Origin of the sequence: Methylotenera sp., from assembly GCF_030653755.1 — a bacterium.
GTDB lineage: Bacteria > Pseudomonadota > Gammaproteobacteria > Burkholderiales > Methylophilaceae > Methylotenera.
Genome location: NZ_JAURYU010000022.1, coordinates 1 through 16,083 on the forward strand (window position 1 = coordinate 1; position 16,083 = coordinate 16,083).

Annotated in this window: 23 protein-coding genes; 17 read left to right on the top strand and 6 right to left on the bottom strand. The window is 41.1% G+C overall.

The features are described 5' to 3' along the window. Window positions 1-62: 62 nt before the first annotated feature. The 15 genes from rpsN (at window position 63) to rplQ (ending at window position 7,791) form a co-directional block, all read left to right on the top strand. Complete coding sequence (gene rpsN, locus Q7U33_RS04000) at window positions 63-368, top strand: 30S ribosomal protein S14 (protein WP_304858305.1); 306 nt, start codon at window positions 63-65, stop codon at window positions 366-368. 15 nt (window positions 369-383) lie between these two features. Next, window positions 384-779: a 30S ribosomal protein S8 gene (rpsH, locus tag Q7U33_RS04005; RefSeq protein ID WP_019899743.1), complete on the top strand. Its 396-nt coding sequence runs from the start codon at window positions 384-386 to the stop codon at window positions 777-779. A 10-nt stretch (window positions 780-789) separates the two neighbouring features. After that, window positions 790-1,323, top strand: coding sequence for a 50S ribosomal protein L6 (rplF, locus tag Q7U33_RS04010; protein ID WP_304858306.1), 534 nt, complete (start codon window positions 790-792; stop codon window positions 1,321-1,323). A gap of 10 nt (window positions 1,324-1,333) precedes the next feature. Then, the gene (gene rplR, locus Q7U33_RS04015; protein WP_304858307.1) at window positions 1,334-1,687 is read left to right on the top strand and encodes a 50S ribosomal protein L18; all 354 of its coding nucleotides are present in this window, start codon (window positions 1,334-1,336) and stop codon (window positions 1,685-1,687) included. Between the two features lie 27 nt (window positions 1,688-1,714). Beyond that, window positions 1,715-2,227 carry a 30S ribosomal protein S5 gene (gene rpsE / locus Q7U33_RS04020; RefSeq protein WP_015831312.1) on the top strand — a complete coding sequence of 171 codons (513 nt, stop codon included), beginning with the start codon at window positions 1,715-1,717 and terminating at the stop codon, window positions 2,225-2,227. Window positions 2,228-2,229: 2 nt separating this feature from the next. Continuing rightward, window positions 2,230-2,427: a 50S ribosomal protein L30 gene (rpmD, locus tag Q7U33_RS04025; RefSeq protein WP_304858308.1), complete on the top strand. Its 198-nt coding sequence runs from the start codon at window positions 2,230-2,232 to the stop codon at window positions 2,425-2,427. Beyond that, entirely contained in the window at window positions 2,427-2,867 is a 441-nt protein-coding gene (gene rplO / locus Q7U33_RS04030; RefSeq protein ID WP_304858309.1) for a 50S ribosomal protein L15, read from the top strand. The genes rpmD and rplO overlap by 1 nt, the downstream gene beginning before the upstream one ends. An 11-nt stretch (window positions 2,868-2,878) precedes the next feature. Next, a complete protein-coding gene (secY, locus tag Q7U33_RS04035) occupies window positions 2,879-4,201 on the top strand; it encodes a preprotein translocase subunit SecY (RefSeq protein ID WP_304858310.1) in 1,323 nt (440 codons plus the stop codon). A gap of 7 nt (window positions 4,202-4,208) precedes the next feature. Then, a complete protein-coding gene (infA, locus tag Q7U33_RS04040; protein ID WP_304858312.1) occupies window positions 4,209-4,427 on the top strand; it encodes a translation initiation factor IF-1 in 219 nt (72 codons plus the stop codon). Between the two features lie 46 nt (window positions 4,428-4,473). Beyond that, the gene (gene rpmJ / locus Q7U33_RS04045; RefSeq protein ID WP_019899738.1) at window positions 4,474-4,587 is read left to right on the top strand and encodes a 50S ribosomal protein L36; all 114 of its coding nucleotides are present in this window, start codon (window positions 4,474-4,476) and stop codon (window positions 4,585-4,587) included. Window positions 4,588-4,761: 174 nt separating this feature from the next. Continuing rightward, window positions 4,762-5,124 carry a 30S ribosomal protein S13 gene (rpsM, locus tag Q7U33_RS04050; RefSeq protein WP_304858315.1) on the top strand — a complete coding sequence of 121 codons (363 nt, stop codon included), beginning with the start codon at window positions 4,762-4,764 and terminating at the stop codon, window positions 5,122-5,124. Window positions 5,125-5,225: 101 nt separating this feature from the next. Beyond that, window positions 5,226-5,615 (top strand): 30S ribosomal protein S11, encoded by a 390-nt coding sequence (rpsK, locus tag Q7U33_RS04055; protein WP_013147062.1) that lies wholly within the window; start codon window positions 5,226-5,228, stop codon window positions 5,613-5,615. Window positions 5,616-5,641: 26 nt separating this feature from the next. Beyond that, window positions 5,642-6,271: a 30S ribosomal protein S4 gene (gene rpsD / locus Q7U33_RS04060; RefSeq protein ID WP_304858317.1), complete on the top strand. Its 630-nt coding sequence runs from the start codon at window positions 5,642-5,644 to the stop codon at window positions 6,269-6,271. Between the two features lie 101 nt (window positions 6,272-6,372). Then, on the top strand, window positions 6,373-7,359 hold the full coding sequence (rpoA, locus tag Q7U33_RS04065) for a DNA-directed RNA polymerase subunit alpha (RefSeq protein ID WP_304858318.1): 987 nt from the start codon (window positions 6,373-6,375) through the stop codon (window positions 7,357-7,359). Window positions 7,360-7,401: 42 nt separating this feature from the next. Further along, window positions 7,402-7,791, top strand: coding sequence for a 50S ribosomal protein L17 (gene rplQ / locus Q7U33_RS04070; RefSeq protein WP_036301940.1), 390 nt, complete (start codon window positions 7,402-7,404; stop codon window positions 7,789-7,791). Between the two features lie 94 nt (window positions 7,792-7,885). Here rplQ and Q7U33_RS04075 read toward each other — a convergent pair whose 3' ends face one another. Continuing rightward, on the bottom strand, window positions 7,886-8,125 hold the full coding sequence (locus Q7U33_RS04075) for a glutaredoxin family protein (protein WP_304858319.1): 240 nt from the start codon (window positions 8,123-8,125) through the stop codon (window positions 7,886-7,888). 141 nt (window positions 8,126-8,266) lie between these two features. On the opposite strand from Q7U33_RS04075, the gene mgtE reads away from it, so the two are divergent. Continuing rightward, window positions 8,267-9,703, top strand: a complete 1,437-nt coding sequence (mgtE, locus tag Q7U33_RS04080) for a magnesium transporter (protein ID WP_304858320.1) — start codon at window positions 8,267-8,269, stop codon at window positions 9,701-9,703. Between the two features lie 17 nt (window positions 9,704-9,720). Further along, window positions 9,721-11,001: a mechanosensitive ion channel family protein gene (locus tag Q7U33_RS04085; RefSeq protein ID WP_304858321.1), complete on the top strand. Its 1,281-nt coding sequence runs from the start codon at window positions 9,721-9,723 to the stop codon at window positions 10,999-11,001. A gap of 325 nt (window positions 11,002-11,326) precedes the next feature. Here the strand turns inward: Q7U33_RS04085 and rpmG are convergent, their stop codons facing one another. From rpmG to coaBC, 5 genes are all read right to left on the bottom strand, one after another. Beyond that, a complete protein-coding gene (gene rpmG, locus Q7U33_RS04090; RefSeq protein WP_015831324.1) occupies window positions 11,327-11,482 on the bottom strand; it encodes a 50S ribosomal protein L33 in 156 nt (51 codons plus the stop codon). 36 nt (window positions 11,483-11,518) lie between these two features. Then, the gene (gene rpmB, locus Q7U33_RS04095; protein WP_019899727.1) at window positions 11,519-11,755 is read right to left on the bottom strand and encodes a 50S ribosomal protein L28; all 237 of its coding nucleotides are present in this window, start codon (window positions 11,753-11,755) and stop codon (window positions 11,519-11,521) included. Window positions 11,756-11,868: 113 nt separating this feature from the next. Beyond that, complete coding sequence (gene dut, locus Q7U33_RS04100) at window positions 11,869-12,321, bottom strand: dUTP diphosphatase (RefSeq protein WP_304858322.1); 453 nt, start codon at window positions 12,319-12,321, stop codon at window positions 11,869-11,871. Window positions 12,322-12,436: 115 nt separating this feature from the next. Continuing rightward, the gene (locus Q7U33_RS04105; RefSeq protein WP_304858323.1) at window positions 12,437-14,644 is read right to left on the bottom strand and encodes a TonB-dependent receptor; all 2,208 of its coding nucleotides are present in this window, start codon (window positions 14,642-14,644) and stop codon (window positions 12,437-12,439) included. Window positions 14,645-14,803: 159 nt separating this feature from the next. Continuing rightward, window positions 14,804-15,988 carry a bifunctional phosphopantothenoylcysteine decarboxylase/phosphopantothenate--cysteine ligase CoaBC gene (gene coaBC / locus Q7U33_RS04110; RefSeq protein ID WP_304858324.1) on the bottom strand — a complete coding sequence of 395 codons (1,185 nt, stop codon included), beginning with the start codon at window positions 15,986-15,988 and terminating at the stop codon, window positions 14,804-14,806. Between the last annotated feature and the right edge of the window lie 95 nt (window positions 15,989-16,083).

Here is a 16,083-nt window from a genome sequence, read left to right on the forward strand (position 1 = left end):
AAACGGATGAAGAGGCAAAAGCTTTGCTTGCTGCGTTTAGTTTTCCTTTCAGAGGTTAAGTCATGGCTAAAACCTGTATGACAGAACGCGAAATCAAACGTCGCGCAACTGTAAGTAAATTCGCTGTAAAACGTGCTGCATTAGAAGCGGCAATGAATGATGTTACTGCTACGGCTGAAAGTCGTCTTGAGTCGCGCATGAAATTCCAGGCGCTGCCACGCAACTCAAGCCCAGTGCGTCTTCGTAATCGTTGTGCTTTAACTGGTCGCCCACGTGGTGTGTTTAGTAAATTTGGTATTGCGCGTAGTAAGTTGCGTGATTTAATGATGAGTGGCCAAGTGCCAGGCGTCACCAAAGCTAGCTGGTAATAGGGGAATAGATCTATGAGTATGAGTGATCCAATTGCCGATATGTTGACTCGCATTCGTAATGCGCAGATGGTCAATAAAGCGGTTGTAACTATGCCTTCTTCTAATGTTAAGTCAGCTATTGCTAGCGTTCTTAAAGATGAAGGTTACATTGAAGACTTTGCTGTGCAAACAGAAGGTAATAAAGCAACGTTAAACATTAGTCTTAAATATTACGCAGGTCGTCCAGTAATTGAACGAATTCAGCGTATCAGTAAGCCTGGTTTACGCGTGTACAAAGGAAGTCAAGAGATTCCTAAGGTAATGAATGGCCTTGGTGTGACAATTATGTCTACATCTAAGGGTGTAATGACAGATCGTAAAGCTCAAGCTGCCGGTATCGGTGGTGAAGTGCTGTGCGTAGTGGCTTAAGGAGAAGCAAATGTCACGTGTTGCTAAAAATCCAGTAGCTATTCCTGCTAAAGTTGAAGTTGTGTTAAGCGCTGATGCAATTAGTGTTAGTGGTCCTTTAGGTAAATTGACGCAGTCTTTGACTGGTGCAGTTTTGCTTAAGCGTGAGGGTGAAACTATCACTTTTGCAGCGGCTAACGATGCTCAGCATTCTCAAGCAATGTCAGGTACGCTTCGTGCCTTAGTTGCAAACATGGTTAAAGGTGTTTCAGAAGGCTTTACACGTAAATTAATGCTAGTTGGCGTTGGTTACAAAGCTGCTGCACAAGGCGCTGTGTTGAATCTAGAATTGGGCTATTCACATCCGATTAACCATAAAATGCCAGCTGGCGTTACTGTTCAAACACCTACACCTACAGAAGTTGTGTTAACAGGTGTTGATAAACAGGTAATCGGTCAAGTTGCAGCACAGATTCGTGCTTACCGCGCTCCAGAGCCATATAAAGGCAAAGGCGTACGATATGCTGATGAAGTTGTTGTAATTAAAGAAACCAAAAAGAAATAAGGCTTAAAAAATGAACAACGTAAATAATCGCTTGCGTCGTGCACGTAAAACCCGTGCCAAAATTGCAGAGCTAAAAGTTACTCGTTTAAGTGTGCACCGTACTAATACGCACATTTATGCGCAAATTATTGCCGGCACTGGTGATAAGGTGATTGTTAGCGCTTCTACTGTAGAGGCTGACGTTCGTAAAAACATTAAAAATGGTGGCAATGTTGAAGCTGCCACTGCAGTTGGCAAGCTAATTGCTGAAAAAGCGGTAAAAGCAGGTGTAACTACAGTTGCTTTTGATCGTTCTGGTTACAAATATCATGGTCGTATTAAAGCGTTGGCTGATGCCGCACGTGAAAACGGCTTGTCCTTCTAATTGGTCTGATTGCTAAAGAGGTTAATGATGGCAAAAGAAATTGAACAGCAACAGCAGCAGACTGATGGTTTGCGCGAAAAAATGATTGCAGTTAATCGTGTAAGTAAAACGGTTAAAGGTGGTCGTATCATGAGTTTTGCAGCTCTTACAGTAGTTGGTGATGGCGATGGTGCTGTCGGTATGGGCAAAGGTAAAGCACGTGAAGTACCAGTTGCGGTACAAAAAGCAATGGATGAAGCACGTCGTGGAATGTTAAAGATTAATTTAACAAACGGCACGTTGCATCATGCAGTGACTGGTGTACATGGTGCTGCTAAAGTGTTTATTCAACCAGCTTCTGAAGGTACTGGCATTATTGCTGGTGGTGCAATGCGCGCAATTTTTGAAGTGATGGGTGTGACTAACGTTGTTGCCAAATGTATTGGTTCAACTAATCCTTATAACTTGGTTCGTGCTACCTTAAATGGTTTGGAGTCAATGAATACACCAGCAGAAATCGCAGCTAAACGCGGTAAATCAGTTGAAGAAATTAGAGGCTAGTTATGGCTAAAGCAAAAAAAGATGCATCAGGCATTAAAGTAACTCTTGTTAAAAGTGTTATTGGTCGTATTGAGTCGCATAAAGCTACCGTTAGAGGTCTAGGTTTACGTCGCATGCACCATACAGTTGAGCTACAAGATACTCCAGCAATTCGCGGTATGATTAATACCGTTGGCTATCTATTAAAGGTAGAGGGATAATGCAATTAAATACGATTAAGCCTGCAGAAGGCTCAAAAAAAGAACGTCGCCGTGTTGGTCGTGGTATTGGTTCTGGTTTAGGTAAAACAGCTGGTCGTGGTCATAAAGGTCAAAAGTCACGTACTGGTGGTTTTCATAAAGTAGGCTTTGAGGGCGGTCAAATGCCTATTCAACGTCGCTTACCAAAACGTGGCTTCAAATCACTAACTAAAGCAAAAACAGCTCATGTACGTACTAGCGAGTTGGCTTTGATTCCTAATGAGGTGATTGACTTGTTGGCTTTAAAGGCAGCAAACATCGTTTCTGGTACAGTTACTAACGCTAAGATTTTCTTATCTGGCGATGTAACTGCTAAGTACAGTATCCAAGGTTTGCTATTGACTAAAGGCGCTCGCGCTGCGGTTGAAGCTGCTGGTGGTAAAGTTCTAGAAGCTGCTTAAGAGTATATATCTTGGCACAAGAAGGCATATTAAAAACAGCGGCAAAAATGGGCGAACTTAAAAGTCGCCTATTGTTTGTCTTAGGTGCTTTAATCGTTTACCGTTTAGGCGCACATATTCCTGTTCCAGGTATTAATCCTGATGAACTTGCTAAGTTATTTGCTTCACAAAGTGGCGGCATATTGGGCATGTTTAACATGTTCTCAGGCGGTGCTTTGTCTAGATTTACTGTTTTTGCTTTAGGTATCATGCCTTATATTTCTGCATCTATTATTATGCAGTTAATGACCGCAGTATCACCTAAGTTAGAGCAGTTGAAAAAAGAAGGTGAAGCAGGTCGTAGAACGATTACTAAGTATACGCGATACGGCACTGTCGTACTTGCTACGTTTCAGGCATTAGGTATCGCGATCATGTTGGAAGGTCAGCCTAATCTTGTTTTTGATCCAGGTATGGCGTTTAGACTGACTGCGGTTATAACTTTGGTGTCAGGCACCATGTTCTTAATGTGGCTTGGTGAGCAGATTACAGAACGAGGTATTGGTAACGGAATTTCTATCATTATTTTTGCAGGTATTGTTGCAGGGTTGCCTAGTGCAATTAGCACAACCGCAGAAATGGTGAATACAGGTGCTTTTAGTATTCCTTTAGCTTTCTTCTTGCTTGTAGCTACGGTTTTAGTGACTGCTCTAGTTGTGTTTGTTGAGCGTGGCCAGAGAAAAATCACAGTCAATTATGCTAAGCGTCAAGTTGGTAATAAAGTATATGGTGGTCAAACTACGCATTTACCTATGAAGCTAAACATGGCTGGTGTAATACCTCCAATTTTTGCTTCTAGTATCATTCTTTTTCCTGCTACTTTGGCTGGTTGGTTTGGTAGCAGTGAAAGTACGTTTTGGCTTAAAGATGTAGCGGCAGCATTGTCACCAGGGCAACCTATTTACATATTTTTGTTTGCAGCAGCAATTTTCTTCTTCTGTTTTTTCTATACAGCGTTGCAGTTTAATCCTAAAGATACAGCTGATAACTTGAAGAAAAGCGGCGCTTTTGTACCAGGTATTAGACCTGGTGATCAGACCGCGAAGTATATTGATCGCATTATGGGTCGTTTGACACTAGTAGGTGCTGCTTATATTACGTTGGTATGTTTGTTGCCCGAGTTTTTGATTTTAAAATTTAATACGCCTTTCTATTTTGGTGGTACTTCTTTGTTGATTATTGTCGTAGTTACTATGGACTTTATGACGCAAGTGCAGTCTCATTTGATGTCACATCAATACGAGGGGTTGCTTAGAAAAGCCAATTTTAAAGGTAACGCACCGAGCGTTAAGTAATTGTAAGATGGCTAAGGAAGATAGAATTGAAATGCAAGGTGAGATCTTAGAAAATCTCCCCAATGCTACTTTCAGAGTTAAGTTAGAAAATGGTCATGTTGTTTTAGGCTATATTTCAGGAAAAATGCGTATGCACTATATTCGTATTTTACCTGGTGATAAAGTCACCGTTGAGATGACGCCTTATGATTTATCTCGCGCGCGAATTACGTTCCGTGTGAAATAAATAATAAGCGTTGTATGCATACAGTTTAGTTGTCTTGGAGTGAAATATGAGAGTTCGTGCATCAGTAAAGGCTTTATGCCGTCATTGTAAAGTTGTTCGTCGTCGTGGCGTTGTGCGTATTATCTGCACAGATCCGCGTCATAAACAACGTCAAGGTTAATTAATTAATTTCAATTAACCCGAATTAATAAAGGCTTAGGCTGCATATTAATTAAAGTTGGTCAATAATTTGATTGATCAGAAGATTAGCTATTTGATAAAAAATGGTTTTCCTGTTAAAATCATCGGCTTTTTTGAAGCAAGTGAATCAGTAAGGCCTAATTTGGAGTAAAGTATGGCGCGTATTGCAGGGGTAAATATCCCGAATAACAAACACACTGAAATTGCTTTAACAGCAATTTTCGGTATTGGACGTAACACTGCACAAAAGATTTGCCTTGCAGCTGGTGTTTTAGCAACTGCAAAAATTAAAGATTTGAATGATGCAGATGTTGAAAAGTTACGTGATGAAGTAGCGAAGTTCAAAGTTGAAGGTGACTTACGTCGCGAAGTTTCAATGAATATTAAACGTTTGATGGATTTAGGATGCTACAGAGGCGTCCGTCATCGTCGTGGATTACCAGTTCGTGGTCAGCGCACTAAAACTAATGCGCGTACACGTAAAGGCCCAATTAAGGCAATTAAGCAGTCTAAGTAACCCATTCTTAGGCGCACATTGATTATCAATTGAGCGCTTTTAGATTTGAATGGTTGGAAGTTTACAATTTAAGTTAGATTTATTGGTAAGGAAAATGCAACATGGCAAAAGCTAATGTACGCGTAAGAAAAAAAGTTAAAAAGAATATTGCAGAGGGCATTGCCCATGTGCACGCATCTTTTAACAATACCATCATCACGATTACAGACCGTCAAGGCAATGCTTTGTCATGGGCTACATCTGGTGGTCAAGGTTTTAAAGGTTCACGTAAAAGTACCCCTTTTGCAGCACAGGTTGCAGCTGAAGTTGCTGGTAAATCAGCGCAAGAGAACGGCGTGAAAAATTTAGAAGTGCGCATTAAAGGCCCAGGTCCAGGTCGTGAATCTGCTGTGCGCGCACTTAATGCAGCTGGTTTTAAAATTACCAGCATTACTGATGTGACGCCAGTGCCGCATAACGGTTGCCGTCCACCTAAAAAACGTCGCATCTAAGCGAAAAAGATTACTGGAGAACTATCTTGGCTAGAAATTTAGATCCTAAATGCCGTCAGTGCCGTCGCGAAGGCGAGAAGTTGTTTTTAAAAGCTGAAAAATGCTTTACTGATAAATGTGCAATAGAAAAACGTAACTTCCCACCTGGTCAACACGGTCAACGTCGTAATCAACGTTTGTCTGACTACGGTGTTCAATTACGTGAGAAACAAAAAGTACGTCGTATCTACGGCGTTTTAGAAGCGCAATTCCGTAGCTACTACGCAGAAGCTGATCGCAAAAAAGGTATTACTGGTGAGAACTTACTTCAGTTGTTAGAGTGCCGTTTAGATAACGTTACTTTCAGAATGGGTTTGGGCGGCTCGCGTACTGAAGCTCGTCAAATTGTTCGCCACAACAGCATTTTAGTAAATGGTAAGCGCGTTAATATTCCTTCATACCAAGTTAAAGCTGGTGATGTTATTAGCGTAGCTGAAGCATCAAAAACACAGTTGCGTATTAAAAGTGCTTTAGAGGCTGCTGAGCAACGTGGTTTCCCAGAGTGGTTAGAAGTTGATGTTAAAGCTTTGAAAGGTACTTTTAAAGCTAAGCCACAACGCGATGAGTTGCCACCAACCATCAATGAATCATTGGTAGTTGAGCTTTACTCTAAGTAATTAAGTTCTGATTAGATTATTGGTTAGCTTAAGGGCTAACCAAGTTAATCACTCGTACTTTATGTAAGTAACGAGCATATTAAAAAATTAAAGGTATAACTATGCAAAACAGTCCTACCGAGTATTTAAAGCCTCGCGTTGTTGATGTTGAGGTGTTATCTCCATTACGCGCACGTGTTACTTTAGAGCCAATGGAGCGTGGTTTTGGTTACACGCTTGGTAATGCATTACGTCGCGTTTTGCTTTCATCAATTCCAGGCTTCGCAATTACTGAAGTTAAAATTGATGGTGTAGTACATGAGTATTCTACTTTAGATGGGGTTCAAGAGGATGTTGTTGATATCTTGCTTAACCTTAAAGGTGTGGCGCTGAAGTTAAACACAAAATCAGAAACTATTCTTAAATTGAATAAATCTGTTGAAGGTGTTGTTACAGCTGCTGACTTTGAAACTGGGCACGATGCTGAAATCGTTAATCCTGATCATGTTATTGCTCATCTTACTAAAGGTGGCAAACTGAACTTAGAAGTTAAAGTCGAAATCGGTCGTGGTTATCAACCTGTACCAGTACGTCAAAAATCTAATGATGAAGACCGCGTGTTGGGTTTTATCATGGTTGATGCATCATTTAGCCCAATTAACAAAGTTAGTTACTATGTTGATAGCGCTCGTGTTGAACAACGTACTGACTTGGATAAGTTGGTCATGGATGTTGAAACAAATGGTGTTATTGAACCTGAACAAGCAATTCGTGATGCTGCTCGTATTTTAATGGGTCAGTTGTCAGTATTTGCTGATTTAGAAGGCGCACCAAGTGAAGTTGAAGTTAAGTCTGCCCCACAAGTTGATCCAGTTCTACTACGTCCAGTTGATGATTTAGAGTTGACAGTTCGTTCAGCTAACTGCTTGAAAGCGGAAAATATATTTTACATTGGTGATTTGATTCAACGTACAGAGAATGAGTTGTTAAAAGCTCCTAATCTTGGCCGTAAGTCATTGAATGAAATTAAAGATGTCTTGGCTACTCGTGGCTTGACATTGGGTATGAAATTAGAAAACTGGCCACCGGTTGGTTTAGAAAAAGCTTAATACAAGCTGATATTGAAGATATAGAAAACTTAAGGAATTACTATGCGTCACGGTAATAGCAATCGTAAATTAAATCGTACAAGCAGTCATCGTGCTGCAATGTTCCGTAACATGACAACATCTCTGTTGCGTCATGAAATCATCAAAACTACTTTGCCAAAAGCAAAAGAGTTGCGTAAGTTTGCAGAGCCGTTAATTACGCTTAGTAAAACTGCAACTTTGGCAAACCGCCGTCTTGCTTTCGATCGTTTACGTGATCGTGACATTGTAGGTAAATTGTTTGCTGAGTTAGGTCCACGTTACCTAACACGTAATGGTGGTTATCTACGTATTTTGAAATGTGGTTTCCGTAATGGTGACAATGCACCTATGGCTTTAGTAGAACTAGTTGATCGTCCAGATCCATCAACTGAAGCTGTTGTCGCAGAATAAGAAGTTCAAGTTGTATTAAAACTAAAAAACCAGCTTTATTGCTGGTTTTTTAGTTTTAACGCGTACATTTTTGAATATATAATCAGTTCAATAGTTATCGGTTGGTTAGTCTAAGTAATGCTTCTTTATCAAATGGCCACGTAACTTCAACGCCTGTGTCGACTATTTGTATCACTGGGATTTTTGTGCCGTAAGTTTCCATCAGTTGCTCGTTGTCTGAAATTTCTATCGAGCTCCAACTAATGTCATAATCATTCGCTATGCTAGTTAGCATTGCTTCTGCTTGTTCGCAAAGATGACAGTGGGATGTGGTATAAAGGTTAAGCTTTAGCATCGTTGTTATAGTCTCTGTGAATATATTTTCTACATGTTAATCTGCTGATTAACTCAGATTTTTTGCCGAATGATTCATTTTTTTTATTAAAAATAAATCATAATGGCATAGTAAATAAATAAAAAATAGTATTGGGTAATTATGGCAGACATTCAAGATACGAAAGAGAGTTTAAGTGAGAGCCTGCAACAGGTTATATCGCTACTTGAAAAGCATCGCTTAATTGAGAATATGGTTCACAACCAAGAGATGTCTAATCACGAGTTGATCGAGTCTCTTGTACACAAGCAAAATCTTAATGAATTACAAAAGAAATTAGAGTTATTACATCCTGCAGATGTTGCCTATATTCTAGAAGCTTTACCACTTGAGCAGCGTTTAGATGTTTGGGAGTTGGTCAAGGCCGATCGAGATGGTGAAATATTGCTTGAAGTGTCTGATGCTGTAAGGCAGACGCTGATCGCTGATATGGACTCAGAGGAGCTACTTGCTGCAGCTGAGCAACTTGATACAGATGAGCTGGCTGACCTAGCCCCTGACTTGCCTAAAGATGTGCTCCAGGACCTCATGGATAGTCTTGACGCACAAAATCGTGCTCGACTGCAATCTGCGTTATCCTATTCTGATGATGCTGTAGGTTCAATTATGGACTTTGATATCGTCACGATACGTGAAGATATCACCTTGGAAGTTGCTTTACGTTATATGCGTCGATTAGGCGGTTTGCCTGACCATACGGACAAGTTGTTTGTTGTCGATCGTGATGATGTTTTACATGGCGTATTGCCACTTAAGCGATTGGTTGTGAGTGATCTTGATGCTAAGGTAGCCGAGGTTATGTCTGAAGATGCTGTGATATTTCATCCTGAGGATGTTGCAGATGATGCAGCCAAAGCTTTTGAACGGTATGACTTAGTCACCGCGCCAGTTGTTGATGAAAAGGGCAAGCTGGTAGGGCGTGTTACGGTTGATGCGGTAATGGATTTGATTCGAGAAGAAGCTGAAAGTGACATGCTTTCTATGGCGGGCTTGCGTGAAGAAGAGGACTTCTTTGCCTCTGTGTGGAAGTCTGTGCAAAATAGATGGGCTTGGTTAGCGATTAATTTAATCACTGCGCTAGTTGCCTCACGTGTGATTGGCTTATTTGAAGGCTCTATTGAAAAAATAGTAGCTTTAGCAGCATTGATGCCAATTGTGGCTGGTGTAGGCGGTAACTCCGGTAACCAAACAACAACCATGATTGTGCGTGGTTTAGCATTAGGGCAAGTTGCTTCTCATAATATGAAGTCGCTTATTACTAAAGAGTTGGGTGTTGCTTTATTAAATGGGTTGCTATGGGGTAGTGTCATCGGTGCCGTCGCTTACGCGCTATACGGAAGCTTTCCATTGGGTTTGGTAATGATGTCAGCCATGACGCTTAACTTATTATTAGCAGCGTTGATGGGGGTCGTTATACCGCTAATGATGAACAAGATAGGGCGGGATCCTGCTGTAGGGTCAAGCGTGCTGATTACAGCAATGACAGATAGTGGAGGATTCTTTATCTTTTTAGGTTTGGCTACTATCTTTTTGATTTAATTCCTAGGTTTTCAAATATGAGTAATCGTATCGATTTCATTTGGCAAGAAATAATAGCAGATATTGGCACACCCGTTGCAGCCTGGCAAATTGGTGTGATTCTAATGGCATTTGCGATTGCTTGGATGATTAATGGAGTAATACGTGCATATGTGATGCGCCATGCACCAGAGCATTGGAAAATTGGTATCGGAACCTTTAATCGTCTTCTGTTCCCATTATCAATGCTATGTATTGTTTTGCTTTCAAAATGGATGTTAGGCTTTTGGCAGCATACAGCGATGCTACAACTTGCCAGTAACTTGCTGTTAGCAATGGCAGCTGTCCGATTAGCCGTTTATGCAATGCGATACATCATTGCACCAGGCGGTGTGCTTAAAGCGATTGAGAGTGCATTAGCAACGTTGATATGGCTTGTACTTGTTGCTCATTTGAGCGGCTTCTTACCTGAATTATTAGCTGCAATGGAGTCTATTGAATTTACGATAGGGAAAACTAAAGTTAACTTATTGATCGTGTTGCAAGGATTGTTAACGATACTAGTGACGATTTTTACTGCGATGTGGTTCAGTCGATTTATAGAAAACAAGCTCATGCAAGTTGAGCAAATTAATGCGAATACACGTGTTGTGCTGTCAAAAGTATTAAGAATATTTTTATTGTTTATTGCGTTACTGATTGGCTTATCCGCTGTTGGCCTAGATTTAACACTACTCTCAGTATTTGGTGGTGCGCTTGGTGTGGGTTTAGGTTTTGGTTTGCAGCGGATTGCGAGTAATTATGTTAGTGGATTTATTTTACTAGTAGATAAGTCTATACAGATTGGTGATGTTGTTACGATAGATGTGCATTATGGCGTTATTCGAGATTTGCGGACGCGTTATTTGGTATTGCAAAAGCTGGATGGTACAGAGGTCATTATCCCCAATGAAACTTTGATCATAAACCCTGTTATTAACCATTCGTTTTTGGATAGAAACACTAGAGTTGTGGTTACGGTTCAAGTTGCTTATCAAAGTGATTTGGATCTGGTAATCAAATTATTGTTGCAAGCGGCTAATGAGCACGCCCGGGTGTTGGTTACGCCTGAGCCAGCAGCAATCGTGACAGGTTTTGCAGATAGCGGCATTGATTTAAGGTTGTCTGTGTGGATTCCGGATGCTGAGCAGGGTACAGCAGGCCTGCAGTCTGAGCTTTTCTTGGCGATTTGGCGCTTGTTTAAGGCAAATAATGTCTCTATCCCTTATCCTCAGAGAGAGGTGCGTATATTGGGCGATTCAGTGAGTGTAGTTGATTAAATTATTGCTGGAGGATCAGCGTTTGAAAGCTTTAACAGGTAATCTGCTTACGATATTGTAGGTTTACACAGCTAAATGTATTTTTGAGTGCTATAACTACTCCATTAAATAATCCGTCATTCCCGCGCAGGCGCAATCTATTCAAGGTGGAAGTAATGAATGGTTTTTATCGAGGCGTTACTAGTGCTCACAGTCTTCCTGGTATTAAGAGTGAAATTAGCTGCTCATCGGATTGTTTGGGAGAGTAGCTATATCACTCTTCGAAATAGTCTGGATAATAAAAAAGCTCACATATAGTGAGCTTTTTTATTATCGAAATAATGAATTATTTCAATTTTGTTTCTTTGTACATTACGTGCTTGCGTACAACTGGATCAAATTTTTTGATTTCTAATTTGCCTGGCATTGTACGTTTGTTTTTTGTAGTGGTATAGAAATGACCTGTACCAGCACTTGACTCTAATTTAATTTTTTCGCGCATTTTACTTTCCTTTATTTGCTAAGTTAAGTTAGCAGCTTAAATCTTTTGGCCCGCAGCACGCATATCAGCTAATACAGCGTCAATACCGTTTTTGTCGATAGTGCGTAGCGCAGCGTTAGTAATACGCATGCTTACCCAGCGATTTTCGCTCTCAACCCAAAATTTGCGGTTTTGCAAATTAGGTAAAAAACGACGTTTTGTTTTGTTTTGTGCGTGAGAAACATTGTTACCCACCATTGGCTTTTTGCCTGTTACCTGACATACACGTGCCATGGTTATCTCCAAGAACTCTATTTTTGAGAAAGAGCGTGATTATAGTACACATTCTTTGTTTGTTTCAAGCTAAATATGTGTTTCTTTTCAGTTAATTCACATATTATTAATTCTTAATGTTTTCCCGTGCTACCAAAGCCGCCTTCGCCACGTTCTGAGGTGTCAAAATCGTCTACAACATGAAATTCAGCTTGCATGACTGGCACAATCACTAACTGCGCGATTCGTTCTAGCGGGTTTAATTCAAACGCAGTGTTGCCACGATTCCAGCAGGATACCATTAGTTGCCCTTGATAGTCTGAATCAATAAGTCCAACGAGGTTCCCCAGCACAATGCCGTGCTTATGGCCTAGGCCTGAGCGCGGTAAAATAAGTGCTGCATAATAAGTGTTGTCGATATGAATCGCCATACCAGTAGGAATCAATGTGGTTTCCCCTGGCTGTAGAGTCATGGGTGACTCAATGCAAGCGCGTAAATCTAAACCTGCTGATCCAGGTGTGGCGTAGGTGGGAAACTGACTGCGCAAGCGGTCGTCTAGAATTTTTAGATCGATGAGTATGGACATGATGGTGTACGTTTTTATTAGATTTAAGTAAGTGCATATTAAACACTAAATATGTGTAATAAAAAAGCCAGTATTTTGGAATGCTGGCTTAGTAGGTAGGTGTGTTAGTGTTTTCTTAGAACTTATAACTAGCACTTAAGCCGAGCAGGTAGTTTCTATCGGGGCTGGTCTCATAAAACAGACGGTTGCTATCATTAATCCTGACAGAACCGATGTAGTCTTTATCGAACATGTTCTCAACTCGTAGGTATTCTTTAAAGTGCCAATTAGCAACCCTTTGTTCGAAACCTGCCCGCAAGTTGAACACAGTGTAAGAAGGCGCTGTGTCTGTATTTCTATCATCCACATATATTTTGCTGTTGTAGCGAGCTTCAAGTGCTGTCTTAAAACCTAGAGGTTCGTATTGCCATGCAATTTCACCATAAATTTGATTACGATAAGTACCTGGGATTTTATTTCCAGCATTCACCGTACTTGTTGTAGTCACACCGCTCGCAATCGATCTTGATGAGAAAGCGTCCTTAAATTCAGCGTCAAGAAAAGTATAAGCAAGGTAAGTGGATATGTTGTTGTCAAATTGGGAGTCTACAGAAAACTCTATGCCTTTGCGTTCAGTTTTACCAGCATTCGTAAAAGAGGATCTACCAGCATTGGTTAGCTCTGTAACGATTTCATCATCGGTTTTTACTTTAAATACGGTCAGATTAACACGCGTGTTATCCCCGACAAAAGCTTTTGCACCAATTTCATAATTTCGACTTTCTGATGCTTTGAGTGATAAATTTGGTTTACTTGCTACCCCCGTAGTTACATCATCAAATGCAGATTCAATGAAAGTTGGCGTTTCAAATCCTTTACCAAAGTTGGCATAGAAGTTTAAGGTATCTGTCGCTTTCCACACGGCGCCAATCACTGGGGTGGTTTTTTGATACTCAACAGAGCCACTATTGTCACCATTGACAGTTAATAAGTTGTCTTCAACTTCGAGCCTAACTTTGGTGTGGCGTGCGCCAGCATGAATGTCTACGACTGGACTGAGACTCAGTTTACCTTGAATGTATTGGTCGAAGTTTTTAGAGATATTCTGTTCGTTGCGGTTTGCCACGTTTACAGCAAAGCCGTTATTCAATATGTTGGTATCTTTGCGTTCGTCGTTTGATTTGCCGTAAGTTAATCCCAGACTTAGCGTGTAAGGCAAGTCTACAATGTTGCCAGTATTGTCCCAGCGTGCGTCTGCACCATAAAATTCACGGTCGATTTCACTCAGGCGAGCACAAGTGCCTCTAACGGTGTTACATGGATTGACGGCTGTGCCGCCAGGACCCGTAAGAACAGTCGCGAGTGGAGTTGTAGTTAACGTTTGTGCATTACGGCGGTTGCCAACATAAGGAATTAGGCTAATTTTATTATTTTCATTAAAGGCATGCTCTAAGTTAAAGCCCACTTGTGCGTGACTACGCTCAACCCCTGTTCCAGCTAGTTTGGCGGCAATGATAGCATCCTCTCTAGAGTCTTTTGAAAAAGCACGTTGGCGGTCAAGGCCAAGTGGATCTTGTGCTGTTTGGTCAAACCAATTCACCAGAGTGGTCAGTTTGGTGTCATCGCTGATGTTAAATTTGAGCTTGGCCGTTGCTTGCTCTTTTTTACCTTTGTTGTTGTCTCTGAAACCATCAGTTTCAAAGTTGGATACATTTAGCATGTATTCAACTTTCTCTGCTGTGCCAGCAGCCTCAAGAATTTGCCTTTTAGTGCCATAGCTACCAAACATCACGGTACCCCCAATTTCGGTAGTTTTTGGTGCATCTTTTGTTAACATTTGAATAACGCCACCCGAAGAGTTTCCGTAGAGTGCCGAGAACGGACCTCTCATGACTTCAATGCTTTTAATGGCAGATAAATCTACTACACCAGGTTGACCTTGACCGTCAGGCATGGTCAACGGAATGCCGTCTACATAGACACGCACACCACGTACACCGAAGCTTGAGCGTGAGCCAAAACCACGTGTAGAGATTTGCGGATCCTGTGCTTGATTGTTTCTATTTTGCGCTGTAATCCCTGGCACACGAATTAAGCTTTCGGAGAGCGTCATTTGTAATTGGCCATTTTGGATATCTTTGCTTTCTACGACATCAATAGCGACTGGTAAGTCGAAGCTATTTTGTTCTACACGCGTTGCTGTTACTACGATTGGTGCTGTGATGATTTTTTCGGTGACAGTTTCTTCGACAGTTTCTTCGGCCTGTACATAGGCGCTGAAGCCGAAAGTGCCGATGACGGCTAGTGATAGTAATTTGGTGGGGAACGTATTGGTGTGCGGCATGGTAGACCTTAGTTGGTTAATCTATAAGTTAGAATTGGGTGCGATTTTAATCCTTAACTTACATAATAGAATCATGAATTTCATGAGTTTTTTGATATTTATAGCGCTCTTTGATACAAGTCAAGCAGCGCTATAAATCGGAATTATTTGAATACGTGGTTATTTGATCTGAAGCATGTCTGTAACATGCTTCAATATTGACCTTGCTACTTCAAGTTTGGAGGCTGGCTCAAATGGATGGCTACCATTGTTGTCTAGCAGTATGACTTTGTTATTGTCACTACCCATTGCGTCACTCGTTAGATTGGCAACAATTAAAGGTAGTTTTTTCTTTTGTCGTTTTGCTTCTGCATACGCTAATAGGTTTTCAGTTTCGGCAGCAAATCCTACGCAAAATGGTGGGTTAGGTAAGCTGGCGACCTCTGCGAGTATGTCTTTGTTGGGTTTTAATTCTAGCGTCAGTGATTGCTCACTTTTCTTAATTTTTTGGGTTTGAGAATAGATCGGGCTGTAATCTGCAACCGCTGCGACTCCAATAAAAATATCTTGGTTTACGATGTTTTGCATCACACTTTGATACATCGCGCTTGCTGATGTTGCGACAATGTTTCGTACGCCAGTTGGTGGAGTCAGTGCGGTTGCGCCACTGATTAGGGTGACGTCTGCGCCCATTTCAAAGGCAGCTTGGGCGATGGCGTATCCCATTTTTCCTGAGCTTAAGTTTGTGATGGCGCGTACTGGGTCTATCATTTCTAAAGTAGCGCCTGCTGTAATGAGTATTTTTTTACCAGCTAATCGTTTTGGTTGGAAGTGTGCTGTAATTAAATAGTGTAGGTTTTCTGCTTCTAGCATGCGACCTAAGCCAACTTCGCCACATGCTTGTTCACCGCTATCTGGCCCAAGTATGTGAATGCCATCGCTGATTAACTGAGCAATATTGCGCTGAGTGGCAGGGTTCTCCCACATTTGCTTGTTCATTGCTGGGGCGACGAGTAAATCACAATCTCTCGCTAAGCATAGTGTGGAAAGTAAATCGTCAGCACGGCCTTGTGCGAGTTTGGCCATAAAGTCAGCACTGGCTGGTGCAATCACAATCGCATCAGCCGCGCGGCTTAATTCGATGTGTGGCATGCCATTAGGGATTGATGCATCCCACATATCTGTAAATACAGATTTACCTGATAGCGCTTGCATCGTGGTTGTGGAGATAAACTGGCAAGCGGCTTGAGTCATGACGACTTGTACATCAATATTGTTTTTTACCAATAAACGCACGAGTTCGGCTGCTTTGTAAGCAGCGATTCCACCTGTGATTCCTAATACGATTGATTTTTTATTTTGCATAATGCTGATCGCTGATGTAAGTCTTTCATTCTAATACGAACATTGTTTTGTATAAAATATACTTTATGCTTCATTGAAACGAAAGAAAATGTTTT